Raw genomic sequence first — 23,017 nt, 5'->3', positions numbered from 1 at the left:
GCAGCTGCTACGTTATCAAGTCTAACTTATTGGGGTCACTACAAACGGTTGATTCGTCTGTGGGCGTTCTTTATTTGTGAAACCTGTTCAATTTGTTATTGCAATTTTCGTTAAACAATCTTTTTATCATACAGTCTAGCGGCGTTGAGCACCACCAGCACTGAGCCTGCATTATGTACCAAAGCGCCAGAGGCTGGGGTTAAAACACCCATAACCGACAAAATAATGGCGCAAAAATTGATTACCATAGACAGGGTAATGTTGAATTTAATGGAGAAAATAGTGGCGTTGGACAACTTTTTAATATAGGCAATTTTAGACAAATCATCCCCCATAATGGCAATATCTGCAGCATCAATGGCTATATCACTGCCCATGGTGCCCATGGCAATGCCCACAGACGCGGTTTTCAAAGCAGGCGCATCGTTAACGCCATCACCCACCATGCAAACCGATTTCCCCTGCTCCATTAAATCTTGGATGACAGATACCTTCCCCTCAGGCAATAAGGACGGATAAATATCTGAAATCCCTACCTTGTCACCCATGAACATGGCGCTTTTCTCATTGTCCCCTGTCAGTAAAACAGGCTTTTCAATCCCTGCCGCTTTCAGCGCAGCAATGGCCATCTTAGATGTGTCTTTGATGGTGTCAGAAAGCCCAACCACGCCCAAAACCCCTTGGGTATTGGCAACGATGATTACCGCTTTCCCCTGTTCTCTCAGGGCAGAAATGGTGGTGGTAACAGTGTCATCAATGGCGCAGTTTGCTCCATTTGTAATCAATCGCTCATTGCCACAAAAAATGGTTTGCCCATCAATATCTGCTTGCACACCTTGTCCCACTGTCAGCAAAAAGTCTGACACTGGACATTGCGGATACGCTCGGGTGTAGTCCACGATGGCCTTGCCTATAGGATGCTCTGAGCGACGTTCCACAGCGCTCACCAGCGCCATCAATGAATCTTCCTCCATACCCATGGGGAAAATATCACTCACAGTCAGCTTCCCTTGGGTGATTGTGCCTGTTTTATCAAAACAAACTGTGGTAACCGTGCCCATTTGTTCCAGTGCTTCGCCAGATTTAATCAACACGCCATTGCGGGTGGCTTGCCCAATGGCCGCCATGATGGAAGTAGGCGTAGCCAAAGCCAACGCACATGGGCAAAACACCACTAAGATCGTGACTGCACGGGTCAGTGCATCATCTGTGCGGCCTAGCACAAAAGCAAACGCCCCATAGGTGACCACGGCAATGACACAGGCGGCAGGTACTAAATATCCCGCCCATTTATCTACAATGCGCTGGGTAGGTGCCTTTTGATTGTCGGCAGCTTCCACCAGTTGAATCATTTTTTGCAAAGAGGAATTGGCAAAGGATTTGCTCACCTCCACGTCCACCGCGCCAAAGCGGTTGATGGTTCCAGTGAACACCTCATCCCCTACCGTCTTGTCTACAGGCAAACTTTCCCCTGTCATAATAGATTGGTCAACGGTGGTGTTACCCACAACAATCACGCCGTCAGCAGGAAAACTTTCCCCCGGCAACACCCGAATGATGGCTTTTTCGGGAATGTTTTTTGCATCCACCATGGTTTCCCCATCCAGCCCAATGACACGCCCTTGAGCAGGCACCAAATTCAACAACATTTCAATGCCTTTTTTAGCTTTTTCCACCGTTTTATCTTCTAAAAATTCGCCAATGGCCATGATAAACGCAATTTCCCCAGCGGCAAAAATATCTCCAATACAGACTGCCGCAATCATAGCAATGGTGATGAGGATCGGTGATGTAATTTTACGTTCCAAAATAGAAATGACAGCCAGATAGGCCAGCGGAATACCCGAAATCACAAGAGACACCCATGCAGGATTCACAGCCACAGCAATCTCCACACTGAAAAAGGGACATACATATTCAAACACAAAACTTGCCAATAAAAATAGCCCAGAAACCCATAAAAAAGGAACGCTATTTAATTTAAAAATCTTTTCTTCCATTGCTTTTTCCTCATTAAAGTGTTTTTGAAAATTTGTTCAAAGCAGAAATCAACTGATCGACAGCATCGTCGCCGTGACCGTCGGCAATGGCATCTGCCACGCAATGGTGCATATGCCCTTCTAAAATCACCTGTCCTGTTTTGTGCAATGCCGCTTTTACGGCGCCAATTTGCACCAAAATATCTTCACAAGGCTTATCTTCATCAACCATTTTTTGAATGCCTCTCACTTGCCCTTCGATTTTTTTAAGCCGTAAATTGATTGCATCTACATCCATACACTGTTTCATAAGTATACTCCTTTTCACTATATACCCATAGGGGGTATAGGTATACTATAGCCCTAAGATATATTTTTGTCAAGGGGTTCCTTCATTTTTGATAAACAAAACCACTAGCTCAGCTGGTGGCTTTGTCTATCCCTAACAATCTGGTACCCGATAAGACCACAGCCACACCAGTGCAATGGTAAAACGAAAATCGTCAACTGTAAATTCGCAGGTCGTTTTCCAGATAGGCTTTGCTATAAGCTCAAAGTGGCCACTGTTGACCTAGAAGCACAAATATTCCAAGCGTTGACCAATCAAAAAACAATCAGCTTGCCATACCAACACCTGAGCGTGATACCGATTTCAACGATGTCGCTCAATTGATCTACGAATCTTTCGTAGCTGGGGAAATCGATGCCCAGACCTATCAATCGCAAAAAGCAATCATCGACAAGCCTCAAAGCTAACAAAAAGAGCACAGCTCTCAAACAGAAAGCTATACTCTAACGGAAGCAATTGAAAAGCATCTATTTTCCCGACAGACACATCGAAATACAATGGAACGAGGCCTAAATAAAAACATACGGCATGTTCGCCTTTGTCGCAAACATGCCGTAAGGGTGGATATACCGGCCAAAAAAGATGCAGTATCTTTCAAGTTACTATCGCACTGGGGAAGCTCAAGGGCCACACCCCTCGAATAAAATCAATTTGCCCCTACCGAAATCGTAACCGTTCTCCGTCCCATACCTTTTCACTCTTCACTATTACTTATTACTTCCAAAAAATCCAGTACAACGTAGTGAAAAGTGAAGAGTGAAAAAGTAATAAGTAATAAGTAGATAAATCTACTTCGGATTTTTTGTATAGCTGACGCAGAATAGATGTATCTCCCAAATTATAATGGTCCCCCTGTCAAGACCACTTCCTCAAAATTTATCGTGAACACAACAACCTATTTTGCTTCCTGAGCCAAGCCTGGTTGTGGTTACCTCCAGGGTAGCCGCCCGAAGGGTTGCCTTGACCGACTGGGTCAGGCTGGTACAATGGGAAAGGCGAGGGGAACGGCCTCCGCCTACAACCCACGACCTCCCGTCGCCACCAGTCCTCAACCAGCCTGTGCCAGACTGTCAAGGTGGTTGGTTGGCGTTGTGAAGGCTGCCCCATACACGGCCTCTGGAGTCTGATTTCCCAGTGCTTGATGGGGTCTGAAGGTGTTGTACTGCTTGATATAATTTCCAATTCCACGGCGCAATACCCTAGGATTTTGATACTCGTTGAGGTAAATTTCCTCGGTTTTCAGGCTACGGAACCACCGCTCAATCATGATATTATCCGCCCAACGGGACTTACCATCCATGCTTTGGACAATGTGATTTGCCTTCAAAAACCCCTTATATTGGGAGCTTGTGAACTGACATCCTTGGTCAGAATTGAGAAAAGCGGGGGTGCCGTGGCTAGAAATTGCGCGCTGGACAGCGGCGATGACGTTATCTGTGTCCAGCGTATCGGACAGACTCCAGCCCACAATCAGACGGCTATACCAGTCGATAATCGCCGTCAAATACATGTGCCCGTGGTGCATTTTGATGTAAGTGATGTCGATTGACCACACTTGATTCGGGAACGAGACAACCTTATTTCTCAGCAAATATGGTACGATAGACTCTTTAAAGTTGCGTTTTGAGAGATTTGCCTTGGGATAGAGAGCATGAATTCCCATCTCGCACATCAGTCGCCTAACCAGCTTGCGACCCACAAAAATCTGGTCGGTGGCCAGCTTGGTCACCAGCTTTCGAGAGCCGATGTAGGGCATTTGGGTGTGCCAGTAGTCGATGCGTGCCATGATGTGCTCCCGCCAGCGCTTGGCCTCCTGGTCGACCTCCACAGGCTGGTAGTAGACCTGCCCTCGGGGCAGACCCAGCAGCTCACATTGACGGCGGATGGACAGGTCTGCGTCAGTCCTGAGGGAACTTGGGGACGGGGATGCCGCAGTCCCGAAAGGCACCCTGAATAAAGTCTCGCTCCAGTGTCAATTGGCCGATGGTGCGGAGCATCTGCTCCTTCTCTTTTTTCAGGGCAACCTCCTTCCGATGTGCTTCTTTGACCTGCTTTTTCTCATCGAAAACCTGACTGGCATTGGATATAAATTCCTTCTTCCAGTTGCGAATCATGTTGGGATTAACCCCCTGCTCGGCAGCGATAACGTTTAATTCCTTCTCACCCTGGAGGACTTCTAGGACGATCTTGGCCTTATATTCGGCGCTGTAACTGCTTCGTGGCATGATATGTTCTCCTCTCGTTTATCGTTTTTGATATTGTATCACGTTCACGATAATTTTTCGAGTGCTGGTTTGGTTTCTAGGGTCCATTATAAATCGCCCACCATCTGAAGGGAGCTCGTGGGGGAGTATGAGGGAGCTAGCCCCCTCATGTTAAATCGATTTGCCCCTACCGAAATCGCAGGGAGTAAAGTGCAGAGAAATTGTATTAAATAGAGAAGTCTACAACTAATACAAGGTAAATGCCAAGCAAAAGAACCGATTAGCCTAACGGCTAATCGGTTCTTTTGCTTGGTCCGGGTGACACGATTCGAACGTGCGACCCCGTGGTCCCAAATGTCGAAATCAAATTTTTTATAGTGGTTTCTAATAGCTTTTAATACTTTCTACTCAAAAACGATTACTCTTGCACCATCTTCTCTCCGCCCCAGTCCACCGCTTCCCTACCCGTCTATGGTACTGGATGTGGTCAAGGGTGGTTTTGGCATCAAACATTGAGGCGCTGTAGACAAAGAATAGACTCACTCCTCTAGCTGGGCGCCTAAGGTCAAGAGTGCATCAAAATCGCTTTGGTACAACCGATCTTGGGTGATGCGGTATTTTTCAAATTCACTTTCAGCAAAGCTTTTGGCAATGGCCGCTGTGACAGTACCGTTGTGGTTAAGAATTTCGTGTTCGTTAAACTCTAAAAACCGCCCCAAACGCACATTCCAATCTTCCATAGTCATGGGCATATTGCGACTGGCTTGGTATTCGGCATAATCCAAATACATGGAAACAATCCGCTCCAGAGAGGATAATTCCTCCTGATTGAGATAATTTTTCGCCACGGACACATCGTATTTTTGGATTTTCCCATCAGGATATTGTTCCCAACTGGTCAATCCCATGTTCTCCTTTTCAGCGTTGGCACGCTCCACAATCAGCTCCGCAGCCGTATGTCGATGGATGGCCCAGTGTAGCTTGTTCTGCACATTGGCGAAAAAAGAATGGGTTGTTTTTGCTGTTTTATCGTAGTCCAAAGCAGTGGCATAAATGTCGGTAATCTTCTGATAAAACTTCCTCTCAGACAGTCGAATCTCTCGAATTTGTTGCAATAAATGCTCAAAATATTCTTCTGTCAATACGGTTCCACCCTGCTTCAAGCGCTGGCTATCCATCGCCCACCCTTGGATGGTGTAGTCTTTGACAATGCCATTGGCCCACTTGCGAAATTGCACCGCTCGTGGGTTGTTCACCTTAAATCCAACGGCTACAATCATCTGTAAATTATAGTGCTTCACATTGCGAGATACTTGGCGACTGCCCTCTGTTTGAACTATTCGGAAATTCCGAATAGTTGCTTCTTCGGTCAACTCAGCATCTGCATAAATTTGCTTCAGATGCTCGTTAATCGTTGGCACTTCCACATCATAAAGGGTAGCCATCATTTTTTGTGTCAACCAAATATTCTCGTCTTCATAGCGCATCTCAATATTATCGCTACCACTTCCAGTGGCCGCTATAAATGTTAGATATTCTGCAGCAGAAGAACGAATGTCTTTTTTCTCCATGACTCCTCCTCGGCATCAAATGATTTCCGTTGTAAAACAAAAAGCCAATACTTTAACTAATAGCACATAATGCTTCTGTCACTGCATCTGCCGATTCCCTAGAACTATCATCCCCTACACTTTTAGCTAAATTTTCAGCTATAGCATCTCTGTCTATTTTTAATTGATCTAACAAAAAACCATGGCTCAAATCAAAGCTGTTAAATATATCGTCCCAAGTTAGTGCATAAATTTCATAATTTTCAATATCGGTAACAAGCCCCTTTTTACCCTTGCTTTTATTTGCTTCATATCTACTCTTTATATCATCATCAATACTAGCACAAACTGCAATAAACTTCCATCTCCTCGTTTGACTGTTAAACATAGGTTGCCTACGCACAAAATCCATATAATCCTCAATTTGCCGAAGAACCGTTTTACCAAGGACCACCTTTGGTGCTTTAAGCTCAATAACCAAATTTTCTTGAATTGGTTTTTCAAAGCCATCTTCTGTCCTGCGGACACCACAAAGAAAGATATCCATTCTACGCTGAGCTTCTTTATCTGGTTCCAAAGCTTCGTTTTTAACATCATTACCATAAAGAATATGCCTATATTGATCAATCGCCTTTTGCATACGCTCATCAGCACTAACTAGGTGGTATTGTTCTCCAAACAACCAATAATGTTGTTCTATTACTTTTTGAACATGATCTCTCTCGTTTGCGTATTGTCGCATATCATACACAATCATTTTCAATCCTTCAATGACGGCATATCGGTCTTCGACGAATTTAATTGTAGATATAATATTTTCAAGCTTTGTGCGTTTTAAAACATCCGCAAATTGAAATCTTTGTTCAGCTGTCAAGTCAACAATATTTGCTAATATTTCAAGGATGTTTTCTCGCTCTTCTGAATTTAACAATAAATTCAAAAAGCCAAGAAAAGATTTTTCTTGTTGTGCATTCAATTTATAAAACAGCTTCGGCTCTAAACAATAGATTTCTTTTGTTACCGTTTCTAAATCCTTCTTCCGAAGCAAACTATATGGGTCTGTACCAAACGTAGGAAATACATCTCTTTTGTGCATTTGTTTTATAGCCTTATCAGCCTGTGCTATTGCATAAAAGCGAATCTGAGCACTAATAAGTTCTTGTATTTCGCATTTTAGCGTTTTTAGTATTTTTCTCTCTTCATCTTGTACTACAAAGTTCACTTGATCTTCTGATTCCTCATCAGTTTCAGTTTTCATGGAAACAGAGCTTTTTCCATCAAAATAAGCGGATTGCACAAATACGCTATGAGAAAATGATAATGTATTCCTATTATATTTTGTTGTATCCTTGCCACAAGGTTTTTGGCAACTATCTAAATAGTAGGTGCTATAATTCTCTCTAATCTTATCTGTCCAAACAACTAAATCTAAATCAAATGTATGCCCTTTAATCTCAACTTGCTTAAATGCGCTCATTTTCTCATTGATATATTTTTTATAATCAAGCACTTCTCCATTGACAATCACTTGCTTCTTCTTGTGCTTGTTTAAGTATAAATACCATGCAAATGTTTTCAAGAGCGTAGTTTCTAAGTTGTCAATCGTTATATCATCTACTAAAAGATTATCTATGCCTCCAAATGTTACAGTCGTTCCTGTAGGTGCATCAATCGCCAAATAATCACTCACATCACAAGTGCTCTTATTAACATTGTCCAATGCGATTTTATATTCAAATGTTCCTTCTTTGCCTGTATAAACTGTATCCCAAACAGCATCGGTAGCAAAAGCAAAAAACGCAAAACGCCCTTTCCCTTTATTTGTTTTCGATTTTAATTGGAGGGATAATCCGGTTTTTTGAGATGCCATAAAGGAGCCGAATGTATCTGGTAGTAATTCATAATCAATGCCATCACCATTATCTGTGATAACCAGATCTTCCACACCTCCCACTGTGTTAGGCACAGTTGAAATTTCAACTCGTGTAGCGTTTGCCTCAAATCCATTCCAAATATATTCGCAAATGGCCTCTTGATAGTCCTTAGTAAGACCTGCTGCTTCGATACTTTGGTTTTTTACGCTTAACCCCAGTTCCATTGGATACCCTCCTAATGAAGTTTTGTATTATTGGGGTTTTATAACCATTAATCCACAAGCATGTTATTTTCACCCCGACGTATTTCCTTAACTTATTGCCACATAGCAATTTGTTTGTAATATTCAATCAACCGCTGTATTGTAAATTTAAATTTATCAAATGTTGAACAAGATATAATAGTAATTCTAAAAGATAGATAATCACTAAGAATTAGATATCCTTGTTCTCTATTTTGCTCCACTATGATATCAAGAATCCCTTTTACATACTCATCCCAAATTTTATAATAATCTTCAGTAGGGTTTTTCCCCATCATATCAAGCCCTTTATCCATCACTTTGTCCAATGTATCTAACAAGACTTTATTGATGGTATTATTTGTATGATGATGGTTATTAGAATTATTGTACATCCAGTCCCCCTCCTCTATAATTTGTTAACTTTTTCGACAATCTCTTGTAGTTTGCTATCAACACTAGCATCATTTCCATTATTTTGTCGTTGCTCATTTAAGACTATGTAGGTATTTGCTTGCGTTACACCACTTTTCTTGTCTTCTTTTAACTTTAATGTTTCTTGTTTTTCCCTATACTCTTTTGTAACAACATTAAATATATTTGCAACATTTATTTCTTTGACAAGCGGAAATAAGAGCAAGAAAATCCATACAATAAAAAGCAAATCATTTCCATGAAGAACCGAATAATTAAGTTCATCTACATTATTATTGCGGAACAACATATAAGATATTGCAAAAAAAGCACCCAAATACCAAAGAATAATGTGATTTTCAGAAATAAAAATAATGACTTTATTTATAGTATCCATAGTACGAGATTCTTCTATTTTTTCTTGTTTCACACCAGTTTCTGCTGTTTTATTGGCACTATTATCTTCTTTATCTACCAATTACTTCACCTCCAAGATTCTTTTATTAACACCAATTCACTCTCAGTCCTGAAAAATTCCCTTATTTTAAAATATCTTCTGACGATGGTATATTCTATGAATTATCAACTTCATCAGACATTTCATCGCTATTAGCACCTATCTTAGCCCCTGATTCCCGATTGTTGAATTCACTCAATTCTTTATGCCTTAATTGTTCATCTGTATCCTTTTCGATGTATTCCATACAAGTCTCTAATAACTTTAACGTATCGAAGAACTTGAATTCTTTTATAATCTCCTCTGTTGAATAGTGCGAAACATACTTAGGGTTTACTTTTTTTATAAATGGCTGCTCTATGAAGTTTTCCACCTCAGTGTGCCTTTTCACTCCCATATCTAGTTTCACAAGACTCTCAAACAAATCAACAGGAATCAGCAGATTATAATACTCCTCCACATTAGAGATAATACCACTCATACGATTTGCATTTATCGCCCAGAGATTATACCACATTAATTTTTCTGCAGCAATTTCCGATGTTTTCTTTGCTTCGAAATTTTTTATAGCATTGATGAGTTTGTCTGCTGTCCCGCAATAGCTATCTTTGTAGAATGGATTGGTCTCTAGCAGTTGCTTACAAAATTCATCCTCACACGCAGACAGGCTAGTTAATGCATGACTGTCTGCCTTAACAGTCTCTTTTCTTGTTGCGACAAAAAGATCGAGATAAAAGTTATAATAATTTAGCAATCCGGGTTTCAGTTTCTTATATATCAGCAGTCTACGTTTTTTCTCATTCTTTTCAGTTTCGAGCCGATTCACATAATCCACACCCCACAAAAGTATTGTAGAAGAAAATACACTTGTAGAAATGGCAAACAAAATATTTTTCAAATGCGGCCAAGAGAATCTTACAGTATCTAAATAATTAAAAGAAACATCACTTCCGAAAATGATACTAGAACATAAACTCACCACCGTAATGCTAATTAGAATAGTTCTAAAAAAGTTTTTACCCATTATTCTCCCTCCAATATCTCCCTCAACAACTCCACCGCACTCTCATCTTCCGCCACATTTGTTCCTAGTTCGCCACGGAAGGCGCGGGCTAGGATGGCTTTTTTCATCAGGTCGATTTGGGTGATGACGTTGGTGAGTTCTTTGGCTTGGGTTTCTTTTGCAAAGAGGGTATCCAGAATGCGAACGATTTCGGTTTGTTCTGGGAGGGTGGGGACAGGGATGATAACCTCTCTGATATCTCTTAAATGCAGATTGGGAACACCTATCCCTGTTAAGTGTGCATCAAATTGCTCTTTGCAAATAGGACTGTTAACAATATTGTATAAATACTTTGGGGTAATGACTTCTTTATTCGGCCTCAATAATGCTAACGTTACATACAAATCAAACACAAGATCATCTTCCACAAGAGCAGCTACACCAGTGGTTCCGTTTTTCGCTAATAGCACATCATCAATTTGAGGTGCCACTCGCTTGTATAAGACTTCGTGCAGCTCTTTTGTTATATATTTAATCTTAGACCAGCCTATTTTTCCAGTTGTTACATCTTTAGAAGAAACGAAAGGAATCCCGTTTTCTTTATCGCTATATGTCGGTGTTTGATGTGTTCCATCTGTAATTTTTTCTGTACATACTTTTTGAAGCGAGAATTCCTCCCAACTCTCAATCCCAACCCCATGTTCCTCACGCCACTTTTTCGTCAGCTCCCCTGTGAAGGCTTGGTGGAGGATGGCGGCTTTGCGGTTTTCAAAGCTATCTAGGGCAGACTGTGCCAATTCTTTGGCTTCGTCTAGCTTGGCAAATAGACTTTCAATCCGTGTGACGATGCGATGTTGCTCTGCAAGTGGTGGGAGGGGGACAGATATAGGGTATATTTTAGTTCCAGAGATAACTGGTTGTGCAGACGATGCGTTATATTTTCCGAGTCCCAAATCATTTAGTAACCAAAATAAATACTTAGAATTTAATTTGCTTCTATAATAACTACATATTAGTGCATTATCAGTAATCCAAGCACGGTGTCTAATAAAATGAACACTACCACAATAGAAGCCTACTCGCCCAATTATTACATTCTCACCTTCTATATTGAAATCATTGTGAATCCCAGTAATTCCATTTCCACCATAAACAGGAATATCTCCTGTTATTTCCATATTTTTTATCGTTAAGGATTTCCCTGATGAAACCCTTACAATATTCCCCAACCTCGTCCAGCACCAATTCTCAGGCACCTTATAAGGCTGCTCCCAATCGGGCACCAGCGCCTGTTGCAGCTTTTCCTCTAGGCTCAGGGTTTCTTTTTTCTTTGCCATCAGCGCTCACCGCCTAAGCTTTTTAGTTCTTTGACCACGCTTTGAATCAAGTCCACGGCTTGCTCTAGTTGTGCCACAATGTCTTCGCCGCTTTCGATGGGGTCTTGTAAATCTTCGTAATCCAGCACGCTGTCGTCACGAATGAGCCCCAAGTCCAGACTATCCCCTTTGGCAGCAATTTCTCCACGGGTAAACTTGCTCCACCGTTCATCGGTGACAGATTCACGGTCGGAGGCTTCATATGCGGCAATAAAATCATCAAAATGCAGTTCTTTCAAAGGGGTGGTCTTGCCAAAAGAGGGCATATTGGTACGCATATCGTAGAACCAAACTTCTTTGGTGGTGTCTTTTTCCTTGGTGCCATGGGTGAAAAACAGCACGTTGGTTTTCACCCCTTGGGCATAGAAAATCCCTGTGGGCAGGCGCAAAATGGTATGCAAATCACAACAACCCATCAAATCGCCACGGATTTTGGCACCATCACCGTCAGCAAAGAGCACGTTATCTGGCAACACCACAGCGGCACGGGCTTTGCCGTTGGCCTTCAAACTGCGGTAAATATGTTGTAAGAAATTTAGCTGCTTGTTGGAGGTGCTATGGATAAAGTCATCACGGGTGGCACGCTCGCCCCCTTGCTTGGTGCCAAAGGGAGGATTGGCCAATACCACATCATATCCCTTCATTTGCTTGCCAGCGTCAGAGAGGGTATCAGCGCACAGAATATCACTTTCAATGCCATGAATCATGGCATTCATCAGCGCCAGACGGTGGGTATCAGGGACAAGCTCACAACCAGTAAACGCCTCTGTTTTTTGAAAACGGAATTGCTCCGTGGTCAAAGAAAACATATCCGTATTGTCTCGGACGTACCGATTAGCAGCAATCATAAAGCCAAAGGTGCCACAGGCAGGGTCATTGCACCGCTCCCCCACTTGAGGCTTGATTAAACGGGTCATGACATTGATCAAAGGACGAGGGGTGAAATATTGACCAGCGCCAGACTTTTTCTCGTTGGCATTTTTCTCCAGCAAACCTTCATATAAATCGCCAAAGCCTTCCTCGTCCATGTTGTACCAGTCCAAATCGTGCATAGTTCTGATGATTTTTTCTAGGTTTTTAGGCTCGTCAATATTGGATCGGGCATCATGGTAAATGTCACGGATATGCCCCTTACAATGGTCGCCAAACAGGCGCAACAGAGTGGTATAATACTTCTTCAATTCCACACCGCTTTTGGCAACCAAACCATCCCAAGAGTAGGCAACTAGCAATTCTTTTTCGCCCAAAGAAACCTTTTGTTCTTCGGTTAAATCCTTCTTATCACGGAGAAACTCCAAGTCCACAATGCTTTTGGCGATGGCCTTTTCTGCATCTGTTTCTTGCATCATCTTCAAAAAGAGGATGTAAGTCAGCTCCGTCACATACTGGTGATAGGTAATGCCATCGTCACGCAGGACGTTACAAAGATTCCAAAGTTTTTGGACGATTTCTTGATTGCTCATTATGCTACATAGCCTCCATCATCATAGAGATAGGTGTTCAATTCTATGATGTAATCTTTTAATTTGTTTTTGAATTTCTTATTGATGTTGACAAAGCCACCGTTTTCTTTGAAAATGCCTTCGTCAAAGGATTCTACACTAAGCACAGTTTCAGTCAGCAAATTGCGTTCAATATTGCCCAGCCAATCCAATTCTATTTTGGTAAAGGCATGGGCTTTTTTCAGCTTTGCCACTGCTTGGCGAATCCGTTCATCATGGCTCATCAAAGCAGACCCCACCGCTTGGGCACGAATTAAGCTGATGATATCTGCGGCAATGTCTTCATTTTTTGCATCTTTCCACGCTGTGTTCAACATGGTTTCTGTGAAACCTTCGTGATCCAACTGGATACGCAAAGACTTAAGCGCAGAACGAGTAAGAGAAGATGGACGAGTGCAAACCAAGTTCAATGCTTCAATTTTTTCTGCATTCTCCGTGATAAACTGCTTGAATGCGTCTAAGTAATCCTCAGGCTTTTGCCCTGTGCCATAGCCTCTGGTATGGGAGCGCAATTCATCCTCTTGGTCAGAAATCACCACAGCACGTCGTGCGTCGATGCCGCCTTCATTGAGCATACGGAATATCTGTTCTTTTTGCAAAATCAATTCCTTTGCTTGGGTAGGCGGCAAGGTTTGCAGATGCTCCATAAATTCTTTTGGGGTTTTGCCATCTGTTTGCAGATGGAAGTATTCTTTTTGTTGGGTAGTCATGCGCTTTTCTTTGCGACGAAGTTTAGCAACAATCAAATCAATTTGGTTTTGGATTTGTGCCTCTGTGGGCAACGACTCTAAGCCGTTGAGCAAATCATCAAAACTGGCGCTGGCATTGGCCACCACAGGCTTCATGGTGCTAACAGGTTGCAAGGATTGGTACACCCCCACAGGGTCGTAGATTTCAAAATGGGTTTTCCCAATCTCAGGGCAAAGCCGTGTGGCACGGCCTAGCATTTGTTCAAATAAAATACGGGATTTCACACGGCGCATAAACACCAATGTGGTGATGGTCGGCACATCAATGCCTGTAGTCAGCAAGTCCACTGTCACAGCAATGTTGGGATATGTGTCATTTTTGAACCGCTTAATCACTTCCAAGACACGCTTCTTGTCCCCTGTTTTGCTGGTGATTTTTGCAATGGCATCTTGGTCAATACCCATAGGCTCGAAAATTTCTCTCAATATTTTGACGATGAGGTCGGCGTGTTGGTCATCCACGGCATAAATCAGCGTTTTGCAATCCCCTTCAGGATTTAAGTCCTTGGCGATTTCCTCCAAAACTGTCCGATTGAAATTTTCGGTAATCACTTGGCGATTGAATTTCTCTACATCGAAATTCAGCTCGTCCTCCAACTCTGCGCTGTTGACAATTTCTCCAGTGACAGGGTCATACACTGCCACCACATCGCCTTTTTCGTAATGAATCCCGTCTGCACTTAATTTGGTGGTCAAATTATGGGGCGCATCGTGATCCACCAAAAAGCCTTCGATAACGGCTTCTCGATAAGAATAATTGAAAACAGGCTTTCCGAAAATCTCCGTAGTGTGCAGCGCAGGTGTTGCTGTCAGTGCCACTTTTACAGCGTCGAAATACTCCACCACCATACGATATTTGCTGACAAAATCAGCTTGATTTCGATAGAAGAACTGGTCATCGTCCAACTCTTTATCCAGCGTATACCCACGGTGAGCCTCGTCAATGATAATGCAATCATAGTCCGTCACCGCAGGCATAGTTTCTTCACCATGCTCACAAATCCGTCGCACCATGCTTTGCACGGTAGCCACATGGATTTTGCTCTCCGGGTCAATGTCTTTATCGTCTAAAGTTTTAATGTCATAGATTTTAGCCAATGGCATCAAATCATCCAGCTTTACACTTTTGAAAACATCTTGCGCTTGTTCACCCAAAGAGGTGCGGTCAACCAAAAACAAAATGCGGTTAAAGCGTCTTGCCTTCAAAAAACGATAAATCATCCCCAACACAGTGCGTGTTTTCCCTGTGCCAGTGGCCATTGAAAGTAGGGCCGTTTGCTGTCCGTTGATGATGGCATTTTCTGCAGCACGGATGGCATTGACTTGATAGGGACGCAAGCTTAGCCCATCTTTATCTGTGAGCAAATCATAGGATGTGTCTTTCAATGCAGTGTTGGCGGTTTGAATATCTTTCGCCAGTAATTCCATCATCCCATTGGGGCTCATCCACCCTTGTTGGGCCTTGGGAATGTTTGATTTTTCTCGTAGGTCCAAAGACCAAATCCCAGACTTGGTTTCAATTTGCTTCAAATAAGGCCGCCCATTGGTGGCAAACACGAATGGCACTTGATAACCATGCCAATTGGAAATCACATACTCGCTGTGTTCAGGTTTAATATGGCTGGCATAGTCTTTACACTGCACATCAATGGCGGAAGGCACGTCATTACATATCTTTTTCGCTTCTACAATCCCCACCAGCTGCAACCCTACAAACAGAGCATAATCTGCGAATCCTCTGTTGTGGGTGAAGGAATTGGTTGGCCATTCAGCAATGGCAATATTTTTTCCTTTTACGGGGCGAGTGCCCTTGCTATAACGCAGAGCATCCGTGTTGCAATCCCATCCCACTTGGCGCAGTTGCTCATCAATCAGATAGCGTGTTTCTTTTTCAGAAAGGGACAGCTTAGTCATGGCATCATTGGAGCGTTTGGCACGTTCAAATGGCGACACGTCTTGGGGTTTCATCTCTTGGATTTTGGTGGTCAACTCTTTTATTTTTTCTTCTTGCTCCGCTAAAAGAGCTTCGTAGTCAGTATTATCTTGGGCAGGCAGTACAAATTCGGGAATGATAATGCCCAAATCACCATACACTTGGGTGAACCACACCGCCAATGTATACGCCATCTGAAGAAGGGTGCGGCACCTGTCTCCATCTTCCAAGTTGGCATGAATGGCATCATTACGGGTTTTTCGCAATGCGTAAAAAATATCATCAATTTCTCTAGGAAGCAGCCCTGCTCGCTTCAGCTGGCGTAGTCGATTGGCGTGAGTATTGTCATAAGCTGGCTCTGGCATACGATCTAATTGCATCATTAGATGCACCATTGTTTCACCAAACATACCCAACTTAATCAGACACGAGTTGTAGTCTGAGTATAAATATTTTTCAGCAGTAGAGCCGATTTGTGCCAACAGTGGAAAATCTTTTACAAGAAAGTTGAAGTTAGAAGTCATTGCCAATCCTCCTTTGTGCCTTCGAAAGTAAAATTGTTATACTAATTCAAACTAACTATAGCACAATTTTAGGGAATTTTCAATATTTTATAATACATCACTGCATATTAAATACCCCCTTGCGCCCCTCCCAAAAATATCGTATACTACATCCACAAGGCGTTGCCTTGCAATTCGAAGCCGTTGGGGTTACACACGTGATCTCAGACTTCTTGGTTGCCACTAAAGCATCTTACCATGTCCGTTTAGTTGGATAGCCTTGAAGTCACCGGAATGATGGTGCCGGTTCTGGCTTGCCATTTTGCAACCTTCCCATGGCAGGAAGGACAAGCGTGGGAAAAACCATTCTTTATCAAGAAGTCGAGATTGATGTCAGCGACGAAGTTGCAACATTTTTAGAACAAGACCGAAAGCGGATGCAGGCGCAAGAGCGCAGTGATTGTCGCCATTTAAGTAAAAGTAGTTTTGAACAACTGGAGGCAACCAAAACCTGTGCAACCGATGCCGATTATGTTTTCAACTTGGTCTCTAAAAGCCTAAGGCTTGAAAAACTGCAAACAGCCATGGAAACCCTATCCACCGATGAACAAAATCTGATTGACCTCTACTACGTCCAAAGATTAAGTATGAGTGACATCGGCGCTCAAAGTGGTGTCAGTAAAATGGCAGTGTCGAAACGACTGAATAAACTCCTCCTAAAATTGGGACGTCTTATGGAAACATAAGGCGTCCTTTTTTGTAAAAATTTTTGAATTTTGGTTTACAAACCATCCGAGAGTGTCCTATAAAGTGTAGGGGCGAATTCACAGCATACAGTTCAACTATAAAAATTTCAAAATTTGCTTGATGCCTAGTGGGTTTGCCTCTACCACATTTAAAACTTAAAAACTGCGTTGCCTGAAACAAAGAAAAACAAAATCGGAGGTACAAATGAAAGAATCTATCTACAAAACCTATGAGGAACTGCCACTGTTCCTCAATGCAAAACAAGTGGCGCAAGTGCTGGGGGTGTCGCCCTCAACAGGGTATGAACTGATGCACGAAACAGGATTTCCTGTTCTAAAAGTCGGCAACCGCATGGTTGTTCCCAAGGAACAATTCATCGCTTGGGTCGAAGCAAATGTGGAGGGCACTTAATGCAAAGAAAAAATGTTCTCAATTATTATTTTACCTTACCCAACCAGATTTTTTCTCTGGGCTTAGCCAGCGGAGAGATTGCAGTCTACGCCTTCCTGCTGTATCTGGAGGATCGTAAAACCTACCAGTGCCATCCCAGTTACAAAACTATTGGTAGTGCAGTGGACATGAGTCAAAATACAGTTCGTAAGTACGTCATGGCGTTGGAAGAACACGGTCTCATCACCACCGAACCTACCAGCATCGTCACCAAAGATGGCGTGAAGCGCAATGGCAATCTTCGCTACACCATCCGTCCTATCAGCGAAGCCTTAGAGTTGTTTCACCAACACCAGTTAGCGTAAAGGCCTACCCGAAACGCACACCCCTTTGCCACGCCACAGGTAAAGGCCGTCGTGAAACACGACACCCTTTTACCCTCATTCTCAGCACCGACTCAAGGGGAAAGTAGCGCACAATAGATATCCAAGGGGTTAACCCACAGCAAACCCTTCACTCCTCAACACATCAGCATGTACAAGCCCTCGTTCGCCCTTTGTTGCCCCTGTGTGCCATAGTTAGCAGCCACCCAGAGTGAGCATACCGCCCCACAGCCCAAAACGCCACGTTGAGGATGTGTTGGAGCAACCACAAAACCACCCAAATTCACCATGAACCCCCGGTCGAAAAGTGAGCAGGAGAAAGAGAGGGGGTCGTAGGAGTCCCCTCTCGGTCACTTTGCCCAGCAGTGCTGGGCATTTGGGGAACGACGATTAGGTGGTCGGAATTTCCCCTTGACATCGCTTTAGGTGGTCGCAAACCCCCAAAAAGCCCGTAACTACAACAAAATCACCGACCACGTCAAGGTGGTCGGCACAAAATAAGGAGATTTTATGTCTGAAATTAAACAACGCACAGCCGCATGGCTTTACCCCACTACCATCGCTACCATGGACAGTAAATTGCAAAGCGCCAACTGCAAAAGTCGCAGTGAATACATGGAAAATGCTCTAAAATTTTATACAGGATTTTTAGAAAGTCAAGATGCCACGCCCTTTTTAGCCCAAGCTATTTTGGATGCCATCAGCGGTGCCCTCCATCTTTCTGAGCATCGTGTTGCCAATAATTTGTTCCGCCTGTCAGTGGAAACCAACATGATGATGCACCTACTATCCACCACCTTGGACATCACTCCTGATGAATTGCACAGCCTTCGTGGCCGCTGTATTCGAGAGGTGAAACAAACTAGAGGCAACATCACTGTGGACCACGCCATTGCATTTCAGCAAGGCACAGACTTGGATTAAGGTCATCGCAACACATAAAAATTGTTGGTTATAGTGAATAGCTATTGGGTAACGCCTGTGGTAGTGTTGGTGGTTGAAAAAGGAGGTTCGAGTATGGACGAGTTTATGAGAACGCTACAACAAACATTTCAACCACCGCTACCAGACCAACGATGGATGGACGAACGAGAGATTGCATGGGCGGCATTGCACGATGTGCTAGGCAAGGAGGATCGCAAACTATTGCTACGATTAGTGGATGCAAACAATTTATTGCAAGAGGAAGTGTCGCTACACAGCTTCACTTATGGACTGAAGGTGGGCGTGAAATTTGCAAACCTATTACAAGAATCAAAGGAGGACACACATGAGTAAGCGCAGACCATCTGGGGATGGCATGGTGAGAAAGCGGGACGACGGACGGTGGGAAGGTCGGATTGTGGTGGGTCATAAGGACGACGGCAAGCCAATCTTTCGCTCCGTGTTTGGAAAAAGTCAAAAGGAATTGTTGGAGAAGTTGCATCAACAGAAAACGGTGTATCAGGATGTTGAATTGACAGAAGGTTGTGCCATGACCTTGGGTGACTGGCTGGACAAATGGCTAGATGACTACATGAATGGCACAGTGCGTCCTAGCACCTTGCAGGGGTATCGGAACTATGCTGAGAACTACATCAAGCCACACCTTGGAGAAAAAACCATCTCCCTCATCACCACCACAGACGTACAGAGGATGTATACCAAGCTGAAAAAATCAGGGCGTATCGTGGAGCATGAGAAGTCAGGCAAATCACTATCCGATAGTACGGTTCGGAGTGTACATTCTATGTTGCATCTATCCATGGAGATGGCGAAGCATGAGGGGTTCATCGCACACAACCCCACACTAGGAACTGTGGTACCAAAGCCCAACCCTCCAGCAAAGCAGATTTTGAATCAGAAGCAGTTGAATTTGTTCCTCTCTGTGATAGAGGGTGATTGCCAATGGCACGATTTTTTCTACACCGCCATCACCACAGGCTTGCGCCGTGGTGAGCTGTGTGGATTGCAATGGGAGGACTTGGATTTAGAGTTGGGAACACTGAAAATCAGCCGCACTGTCCATGACGACATGACCATCGGTGACACCAAAACTGGTGAGAGTACACGGAAAATCTTCCTGCCACCTAGCGCTATGGAAGTGCTTGCTGAGCGCAAAGAAACGGTAAAATCAGAATGGATATTCCCCAACTTATTAAACCCGACACAGCCAACCAGACCCTCCACCGCCTATCGCCAACTCAACTTTATCTTGGAAAAAGCTAACCTACCAAGCATTCGATTCCATGACCTGCGCCATACCTTCGCTACCCACGCCTTGACCAATGGGGTGGATGCTAAGACGCTGTCTCACATTCTTGGGCACACAAAAGCGTCCTTCACGCTGGACACCTACACCCACGTCACAGGCGATATGCAGCAACGAGCCGCACAGATTGTGGGCGGATTTTTGGAAGGGGTGATGGTATGAGCAAGAAGCGCAAAAGTGGTACAGGACTGGTTCGTCTCCGCAGTGATGGCAGGTGGGAAGGTCGTCACGTCATCGGCTACGACGAAAAAGGATTGCCCAAAACAAAGTCCGTGTTGGCGAAAACGAAAAAAGAATGTGTAGCTAAGCTGAAAGCGTTGCAGGAAAACATCGTGCCTACTGCCAACAGCAAGCTAAAGCCAGATATGAAATTCGGGGATTGGCTCACCATCTGGCACGAGCAGTATTCAGTTCCACGACTCAGCCCTTCCACCCAAGAAAGCCAAGAGCGGTTGCTCCGCCTTCACATCATCCCAGAGCTGGGAGCCTACAAATTAGACAAGCTGTCCACCAATGACTTGCAACAATTTTACGCCCACCTGAAACAATCCGGGCGCAAGCAACTGACAGAATATTACGGCGAAGGCCTGTCTGACCGCACCATCCGCACCTGTCATGCTATCTGCCACAAAGCCTTGGCGCAAGCGGTTGACCAACACCTCATCCGTAAAAATCCTGCCGAGGATTGTCGATTGCCACCCAAAAACAGCCATGAAATGCAGGTGCTCACACGAGAGGAAATGGGGCGATTTTTAATCCAAGCCAAGTACGAAGGCTACTACGAACTCTACCTTCTGGCACTGGCAACAGGGCTACGTCGAGGGGAATTACTAGGACTCCAATGGAGCGACGTCACATGGGAAACTGGTGCCATACGAGTGGAAAAACAGGTCTTGCGCATACAGGGTGAACTGATTGTGGCGCCACCCAAAACCAACGCATCCAACCGCACCATCATCTTGCCAGAATCGGTGCTGACCGTGCTAGAACAGCTTCATACACACACCAAAAGCCAGTGGATTTTCCCATCCCCTGTGAAAGAGGATGCACCTATGGATCCCAACTGGTGTCTCAAAAAAATGCACCGCATCTTGGAACACGCCCAGTGCAAACGAGTGCGATTCCATGACCTGCGCCATACGTTTGCAACCAACGCCATCGCTGGTGGGATGGACGTAAAAACCCTGTCTACAGTCATTGGTCACGTCTCTGCCGCCACCACCTTGGACATTTACGCCCACTCCACAGAAGCCATGCAGAAAGCCGCTTCCCTCCATATCGACCAAGGTATCACACACCAAGCGCCACCACCACAACCGCCCAAAGAAGCCCAGCCCTCTGCCCCATTTCAGCCCCACAAAGGCAAGAAACGCAAGCCAGGCACAGGTGGACTGACCCAAATCACCCCCACCCTCTGGGAAGGCCGCTACGCCCCTGTGGGTACCGATGGCAAACGCCATGTACAGACGGTCTATGCTAAAACGGAAGCAGAATGCGAAATGTTGTTGGCGGATTTAATTGCACGGCATAAAATACATGGGAGGTAATACAAATCGATATTTCTTAAACACATGTTTTCACCCAATGCACAACACTGGCGCTTGACATTCATGCTGTAAATGTTACAATATTTATACATCCTTTTGTTTTATAGGGGGGGCGTATGAGTAAAAAAAGAATATATGATGATGACATTTACATAGCCCCTTATACGAAAAGATATGGGAAATATCGATATGTCCACGGTCATTATAGACGACATCCAAACAGTAGAAAAACCAAAACGCATAACAACGTTGAAAACATTGGTTGTTTATCTATCATAGGCGGTTTAGCAATAGCTCTTTTATTCTGTGCTCTCCTTTTCCCAATCATGGACGATTTAATGCAATTATTTACAATGATTCTTGAACCAGCGTTATGGATTCCCATCTGGTTCTTACTCTGGATTGTATGGAGAATTTCACATTACCTTTACAAAAAAAGAAAAAGTTGTAAAAAGGTGGAAAACGAAATCCAACACAGAAACATCAGCTATAAAGAAATTCTATCCAGACATGACACCTTTGAAATCCATAGCTCTAATCATAATTATTATGACAATGAAGGATTTGATTCTGATGGATTTGACCGAAACGGCTATAACAGAGCAGGGTATGATAAAGACGGATTTGGACGAGATGGCTATAATCGTTATGGCTATGACAAAGAAGGATTTACCCGAAAAGGGTACAATCGAAATGGGGTTAGTCGAGATAATTACATTAGATATACATACAGCCAAACAAGCAACATCCAAAAATCTAGTGACATTCAAAATTCCAACCAAGATAACTACAACAAATCCGGTTACAACGGTGAAGGATATGATTGCGATGGAGTCAATCAATACGGTTATAACAAAGACGGTTATAACAAAGACGGTTATGATAAAGACGGATTTGACTCAAACGGTTATAATAGACACGGCCTCAATCGGGACGGTCGTGATAAAGATGGATTCGATACGAATGGCTATAACCGAAATGGTTATAACAAGCATGGATTTGCCTGGGACGGCTATAACCAAAGTGGATATGATCTACACGGGTTTACCAGAGATGGCTATAACCAAAAAGGATATGACAGAACAGGGTATAACAAAGACGGTTATGATAAAGATGGTTACGACCGCTGTGGCCGAGATCGTCGAGGGTATACCCGATACGAAAATGAAGATTATTAAATTATCGCAAAAACTGCGGCGCAGTAGACAAAGAATAAGGCAGCGGGCGACCGCAGGTCGCCCCTACGGGATGCAAGGAAACAGAAAAACGAGGTGAAATCAATCACCTCGTTTTTCGTCCGTCTATGGTACTGGATGTGGTCAAGCCCCCAATCATCCACCATCTGGGGGAGCTCGAGGGGACACTCCCCTCGAATAAAATCGATTTGCCCCTACCGAAATTACAGGGAGTAAAGTGCAGTGAAATCCCCTAAAATACAGAAATCTCCCAATTTCCCACTAGGCAAATGCCAAGCAAAAGAACCGACTAGCCGTTAGGCTAATCGGTTCTTTTGCTTGCCCTTACCGCATAATTGCGACAAACGTAAAAACCCAGTCATACCAAC

Annotated in this window: 20 protein-coding genes; 8 read left to right on the top strand and 12 right to left on the bottom strand. The window is 43.7% G+C overall.

Annotated elements, in window-relative coordinates; translation table 11 throughout:
* Positions 1 to 110 precede the first annotated feature (110 nt).
* From RFF05_RS00640 to hsdR, 12 genes are all read right to left on the bottom strand, one after another.
* On the bottom strand, positions 111 to 2,000 hold the full coding sequence (locus tag RFF05_RS00640) for a heavy metal translocating P-type ATPase (RefSeq protein WP_409968527.1): 1,890 nt from the start codon (positions 1,998 to 2,000) through the stop codon (positions 111 to 113).
* A 13-nt stretch (positions 2,001 to 2,013) separates the two neighbouring features.
* Complete coding sequence (locus tag RFF05_RS00635) at positions 2,014 to 2,289, bottom strand: metal-sensitive transcriptional regulator (protein WP_409968526.1); 276 nt, start codon at positions 2,287 to 2,289, stop codon at positions 2,014 to 2,016.
* A 1,087-nt stretch (positions 2,290 to 3,376) separates the two neighbouring features.
* The gene (locus RFF05_RS00630) at positions 3,377 to 4,276 is read right to left on the bottom strand and encodes an IS3 family transposase (RefSeq protein ID WP_409967433.1); all 900 of its coding nucleotides are present in this window, start codon (positions 4,274 to 4,276) and stop codon (positions 3,377 to 3,379) included.
* On the bottom strand, positions 4,227 to 4,553 hold the full coding sequence (locus RFF05_RS00625) for a transposase (RefSeq protein ID WP_409967432.1): 327 nt from the start codon (positions 4,551 to 4,553) through the stop codon (positions 4,227 to 4,229). The genes RFF05_RS00630 and RFF05_RS00625 overlap by 50 nt, the downstream gene beginning before the upstream one ends.
* A gap of 518 nt (positions 4,554 to 5,071) precedes the next feature.
* On the bottom strand, positions 5,072 to 6,103 hold the full coding sequence (locus RFF05_RS00620; protein ID WP_409968525.1) for a virulence RhuM family protein: 1,032 nt from the start codon (positions 6,101 to 6,103) through the stop codon (positions 5,072 to 5,074).
* Positions 6,104 to 6,155: 52 nt separating this feature from the next.
* Positions 6,156 to 8,180: an ATP-binding protein gene (locus RFF05_RS00615; RefSeq protein WP_409968524.1), complete on the bottom strand. Its 2,025-nt coding sequence runs from the start codon at positions 8,178 to 8,180 to the stop codon at positions 6,156 to 6,158.
* A 92-nt stretch (positions 8,181 to 8,272) separates the two neighbouring features.
* Positions 8,273 to 8,593: a hypothetical protein gene (locus RFF05_RS00610; RefSeq protein ID WP_409968523.1), complete on the bottom strand. Its 321-nt coding sequence runs from the start codon at positions 8,591 to 8,593 to the stop codon at positions 8,273 to 8,275.
* Positions 8,594 to 8,607: 14 nt separating this feature from the next.
* Positions 8,608 to 9,090 carry a hypothetical protein gene (locus RFF05_RS00605; RefSeq protein ID WP_409968522.1) on the bottom strand — a complete coding sequence of 161 codons (483 nt, stop codon included), beginning with the start codon at positions 9,088 to 9,090 and terminating at the stop codon, positions 8,608 to 8,610.
* A gap of 94 nt (positions 9,091 to 9,184) precedes the next feature.
* The gene (locus tag RFF05_RS00600) at positions 9,185 to 10,093 is read right to left on the bottom strand and encodes a hypothetical protein (protein WP_409968521.1); all 909 of its coding nucleotides are present in this window, start codon (positions 10,091 to 10,093) and stop codon (positions 9,185 to 9,187) included.
* A complete protein-coding gene (locus RFF05_RS00595) occupies positions 10,093 to 11,409 on the bottom strand; it encodes a restriction endonuclease subunit S (protein WP_409968520.1) in 1,317 nt (438 codons plus the stop codon). Before RFF05_RS00595 ends, RFF05_RS00600 begins: the two co-directional genes overlap by 1 nt.
* Complete coding sequence (locus tag RFF05_RS00590) at positions 11,409 to 12,911, bottom strand: N-6 DNA methylase (protein ID WP_409968519.1); 1,503 nt, start codon at positions 12,909 to 12,911, stop codon at positions 11,409 to 11,411. Before RFF05_RS00590 ends, RFF05_RS00595 begins: the two co-directional genes overlap by 1 nt.
* The gene (gene hsdR, locus RFF05_RS00585; protein ID WP_409968518.1) at positions 12,911 to 16,156 is read right to left on the bottom strand and encodes a type I restriction-modification system endonuclease; all 3,246 of its coding nucleotides are present in this window, start codon (positions 16,154 to 16,156) and stop codon (positions 12,911 to 12,913) included. The genes RFF05_RS00590 and hsdR overlap by 1 nt, the downstream gene beginning before the upstream one ends.
* A gap of 332 nt (positions 16,157 to 16,488) precedes the next feature.
* Between hsdR and RFF05_RS00580 the strand changes: the two genes are divergently transcribed.
* The 8 genes from RFF05_RS00580 to RFF05_RS00545 all read left to right on the top strand — a co-directional run bounded on the left by RFF05_RS00580 (position 16,489) and on the right by RFF05_RS00545 (position 22,631).
* Entirely contained in the window at positions 16,489 to 16,881 is a 393-nt protein-coding gene (locus tag RFF05_RS00580; RefSeq protein WP_409968517.1) for a sigma-70 family RNA polymerase sigma factor, read from the top strand.
* A 205-nt stretch (positions 16,882 to 17,086) separates the two neighbouring features.
* Entirely contained in the window at positions 17,087 to 17,293 is a 207-nt protein-coding gene (locus RFF05_RS00575) for a helix-turn-helix transcriptional regulator (protein ID WP_409968516.1), read from the top strand.
* On the top strand, positions 17,293 to 17,637 hold the full coding sequence (locus RFF05_RS00570) for a helix-turn-helix domain-containing protein (protein WP_409968515.1): 345 nt from the start codon (positions 17,293 to 17,295) through the stop codon (positions 17,635 to 17,637). The genes RFF05_RS00575 and RFF05_RS00570 overlap by 1 nt, the downstream gene beginning before the upstream one ends.
* Before the next feature lie 528 nt (positions 17,638 to 18,165).
* The gene (locus tag RFF05_RS00565) at positions 18,166 to 18,579 is read left to right on the top strand and encodes a hypothetical protein (protein WP_409968514.1); all 414 of its coding nucleotides are present in this window, start codon (positions 18,166 to 18,168) and stop codon (positions 18,577 to 18,579) included.
* A 93-nt stretch (positions 18,580 to 18,672) separates the two neighbouring features.
* Complete coding sequence (locus RFF05_RS00560) at positions 18,673 to 18,933, top strand: hypothetical protein (protein WP_409968513.1); 261 nt, start codon at positions 18,673 to 18,675, stop codon at positions 18,931 to 18,933.
* On the top strand, positions 18,926 to 20,068 hold the full coding sequence (locus tag RFF05_RS00555) for a tyrosine-type recombinase/integrase (protein WP_409968512.1): 1,143 nt from the start codon (positions 18,926 to 18,928) through the stop codon (positions 20,066 to 20,068). Before RFF05_RS00560 ends, RFF05_RS00555 begins: the two co-directional genes overlap by 8 nt.
* A complete protein-coding gene (locus RFF05_RS00550) occupies positions 20,065 to 21,453 on the top strand; it encodes a tyrosine-type recombinase/integrase (RefSeq protein WP_409968511.1) in 1,389 nt (462 codons plus the stop codon). Before RFF05_RS00555 ends, RFF05_RS00550 begins: the two co-directional genes overlap by 4 nt.
* 116 nt (positions 21,454 to 21,569) lie before the next feature.
* A complete protein-coding gene (locus RFF05_RS00545) occupies positions 21,570 to 22,631 on the top strand; it encodes a hypothetical protein (RefSeq protein ID WP_409968510.1) in 1,062 nt (353 codons plus the stop codon).
* Positions 22,632 to 23,017 lie beyond the last annotated feature (386 nt).

The organism is Bengtsoniella intestinalis (assembly GCF_039719005.1).
Lineage (GTDB): Bacteria > Bacillota > Clostridia > Oscillospirales > Oscillospiraceae > Oscillibacter > Oscillibacter intestinalis.
Note: the sequence above shows the minus strand (reverse complement) of the source record. Positions and strands in the feature narration are given on the sequence as shown.